3 protein-coding genes and 1 pseudogene are annotated in these 3,755 nt (G+C 41.0%); 1 reads left to right on the plus strand and 3 read right to left on the minus strand.

The genetic code is table 11. From position 1 onward, the window contains the following. A pseudogene (locus WBM60_RS15425) lies at window positions 1-621 on the minus strand (hypothetical protein); the annotation flags it as partial. Window positions 622-911: 290 nt separating this feature from the next. Further along, window positions 912-1,103, minus strand: a complete 192-nt coding sequence (locus tag WBM60_RS15430) for a hypothetical protein (protein WP_424277351.1) — start codon at window positions 1,101-1,103, stop codon at window positions 912-914. A gap of 100 nt (window positions 1,104-1,203) precedes the next feature. On the opposite strand from WBM60_RS15430, the gene WBM60_RS15435 reads away from it, so the two are divergent. Continuing rightward, window positions 1,204-1,572: a hypothetical protein gene (locus tag WBM60_RS15435; RefSeq protein WP_424259731.1), complete on the plus strand. Its 369-nt coding sequence runs from the start codon at window positions 1,204-1,206 to the stop codon at window positions 1,570-1,572. A 278-nt stretch (window positions 1,573-1,850) separates the two neighbouring features. Here WBM60_RS15435 and WBM60_RS15440 read toward each other — a convergent pair whose 3' ends face one another. Continuing rightward, the gene (locus WBM60_RS15440) at window positions 1,851-3,398 is read right to left on the minus strand and encodes a hypothetical protein (protein ID WP_424277352.1); all 1,548 of its coding nucleotides are present in this window, start codon (window positions 3,396-3,398) and stop codon (window positions 1,851-1,853) included. Window positions 3,399-3,755 lie beyond the last annotated feature (357 nt).

Consider the following 3,755-nt stretch of genomic DNA (forward strand, 5'->3'; position numbering starts at 1 on the left):
GTACAGATCAGCCAATCTATAAACCAAAAAGTTAATGATTTCTGTATCCGAAGAACCTTTGGTAAACATTAAATAGGCATTTTCTAATTGTTCTTGTTTAAAGAAATCCAGATCGTCAGAACCAAATTCACTAAAGGCGTTCCATGATTTTAGTCCTTCCAACATTTTCCAGTGTGCTTCATATTTTAATTTGGCTTGCGCCAATTGTTTTTTATACTCAGATCTGTCTGGTCTGTTTTTAGAGGTTTTGAGTAAATTATTATATTCCTCCAGCAAGTGCTGATCTGCTTTTTTTGCCTCGCTTATCAGACTGTAATAGGCCCTTGAAACATAGGAGTCATATAATTCAACAAATAAGCCGGCCCTTTCCCGGGCTTTAGGTGTCATTGTTGCCAGAATGCCCTGCTCTGTCGAGGAATAAAGATCCTCAATGGGCTCATTACTCAAAGGTGAAGTGCCATTAAAGGAATTATTCCATGCTGCTGACCGGGTGGTTTCTTTCCAAACTCTTCTGTATTCCTTTTGGAAGTAATTCTGAGATGTATTACAAGCTGTTAAGGAGATGATTAATAGTAACAATAATATCCCTGAAAAAATACGCAGATCGTTTTTTCTTTCCATTTTCACCAATAGTATTATAATCCCCGAATTATAATCCTCTTTTACGCTCCTGTTCTAAAGAGCGCTGATTTTACCTCAAGTAACGAAAAGAAGGATATAGAAAAAAGAAATGCCTTTAAAGGGACTATATAGTCGATAAGGATACTTCAAAAAGGGTTGTCTAATGCAAAAACCCGGCCAAATGGCCTTGGGTTTCTGCTTGGTGTGATCCCACACCACCTTCTCCGCTCAAGGCGGATACAAATAAACCATGAGAAAGTAACACCGTATTATCGAACTATTTGCCAACTTTACAGGCATCCGGATTGTATGCCATTTTCTTCTTTCCTTAATGCTAAATACCATTTACAAAATATCCAATAGGATTTAATTATGATAGCTACATCATGACCAAAATCATTTTCTATCCCGGCTGTGCTATTTAATTTAGCGGCAAATGACCGGACTTGCGCCTGACTATAGGGGCCAGGCAGGGATGCCATTTGCTATAAAATCATTGAAAATCATACAAGGAAAAGGCATGTCTACTATCGTCAGGTAAGGATTTTAAAAAAAATAATTTTGAACTCTAAATATAATGTTATGAAACAGTTATTTTTTGCACTATTTTTCGCAGTTGGAAGTATAGGCCTGAACGCAAAAGATGCTACATACATACCTCCCCAGGAGGTACAGGTTGGTGATATTCTCAAGATAGGATACCCCGAAGCTCCAAGGTATAAGCACATTAATTTTCCTAGGCCTAATTTTATTATCAAAAAAGGCGGGATTGCCAATTACAAAAGATTGCAAGGAAATGTAGTGGTCGTGACATCTGTGGAGGAAAAAAAGGACGGCACCTTACAGGTAAGACTCAAAAGGGCCGATGGCGGACGGTTCTTCGGAAGCCACAGCGAAGTATCGGCAGATTTGAAGGGTGCTCTGGAAACGGGTGAACTCAGTGGAATTTAGTTAGGTCCGTTTGGTGTTTTTTGAGCTTCCAGGATCAGCCAGGACATGGGTTGGTGGAATGCAGATAATGTTATCAATTGTAAAGGCTTAAGTAAAAATACGCCACAACTGGTGCTTTCGATGCCCAACTTTCCAAATAGTAATGCTAATTATTTCAATTAGAAATCCCCTCGGCAAAAACGAATTAACCCATTGAACATTTGATTTTGCATTACTCCTGTCTGCCGACTGGCTTGTTCGCTAAAAACATTCACAAAATGTTTTTTTAAGTCTCCAACCTAATTTGAAAATGAAAGCGTTTGATCATTCAAAGTCTGGCTCAGGTTTTCAATTCCTGCTTTAATCAATCGGCGTTTTGGACCCGCTTTTTCCGCCAACGCATACTGGGCTTCCGCATCCTTGTACCTCCCCATGGCAACTAACCAGTCTGCATAGAGTTCGCGGGTTGGTTTTTGAATAGAGGGCGGACCGTAACTATAGCTGATGCTTTCCTGTAGTTCAATGGATTTCAGCAGGTGTTCTTCTGCCGTATTGTGCCTCGCGACCAAATCTTCCCGCAATGCCAAAAGTTGCTGTTGCCTAGCCTTAGAAGTAACAATATCTGATGGCGCGGCCTCAGCCCTGGTCACATTTGAACATAATGTTGCGCTGGAAAATTCCTGTACAAAAGTTTCTCTCTTAATATCAGACTCCATGATAGCCACAATACTATCCATGTGCACCGTGTCTTTTGCTATATATCCTTTCATTCCTTCTAAAAAATAATATTGGGAACGAACCGAAATATTCAGATCGGAAATTTCTACCGGAATATCGGCTACCGCACTCTCCCACTCATCGGTTTCAGTAAGGTAGGTCCCCTTTAGAAACACCATATGAACCCGGGCCCTTGAGGATGGTTTTTCATTCATAAAACGCTGCATATCCAACACCATTTTCCTGGCTTCTTCCCTGTTGTCCTGCTGCAAATAACCATACTCGAGCCAATGATAGGCATGGTATCCCCTGGCATCATTGTCCAGTTCTTTTCGCTTCATCCTGTTAAGGCTGGCTTGATACGAATCAATATTGGAAGCGACTACCCGATCCCACATCCCCATGGCCACATAAATATGGGAGGGCATATGTAAGGCATGACTTGCGTCCGGGGCGACTTTAGCATAGGCGTCAGCAGCCTCCAGGGCCAATACAGCATGCTTAGGGTCATCATAGGAATGAATGGTATAGTGCAAGGCTCCCGGATGATTGGGGTTTTCAGCCAAAATACCCAGCGCAATTTTAGCGCCCTTACCATATAAATCTTCATCACGTCCGTCCGGTACAGAGCCCAAAAGCGATAACGCATAAAATGCCGCCACTTCATGGTTGTCCGGATATTTTATGGACAAGCCCTCCATAAAATCGGCATAGGCTACATCCCGCTCCGGTTTTTCAGTTTCCGGTTTAAATAGTATCCTGACCCCCTCTATAAAATCCTGCTCCAGTTCAGTTGCGTTTTTTTCCAGATCCAGGAGTTCCAATTTTTTCAACACTTCCACCCCTTCTTCATACTCTTGTTCACCCCATAAGCTATGATTATAGGTCATCGCTTCACCCCAATAGGCCATAGGCATTTGAATATCTGTTTCCCGGGCATTCCTGAACGCTTCACGGGCATCCTGATATTCAAAAGAATGCAGTAATAAAAGTCCTCTCTCAAATTGAGAAACCGCTTTTGCGTTTCCGGTTACCTCAAGATTAACCATTCCCAAAAATTCGGTCCTGGGCTTATTTCCTTTACATCCTATCAACAATATTGATACAACAATAAATGCAACTGTTTTCATCCACTTTCCAAATTTATGTCGTTACCACCTGAATATCAAAGTGTACGTTAAAGGTACTATTTTTAAACGGGGGAGCGACGCAAGCTCATTATATTGCCTGTCTTGGGAAAGGCGTAAGGTTCAAAACCGAGGCATTATATAAAACAATAAAATTTGAACCTTGGGAACTTTAAACTATATTATACACTATTAAAATAAAATGAATTAAATCCCAACACATGAAAACACAGACCTTACTAGATGCCATTCGCTTTATAGATACCCATGAACCTACAAAAGCATATATTCAGGAACATGAAGCTGCCCCTAAAAACTTTGAGATTTACCAAATTTCGGCAACGGTAGGCAACTATGAGG

Source organism: Eudoraea sp. (assembly GCF_049669105.1).
Taxonomy (GTDB): Bacteria; Bacteroidota; Bacteroidia; order Flavobacteriales; family Flavobacteriaceae; genus Eudoraea.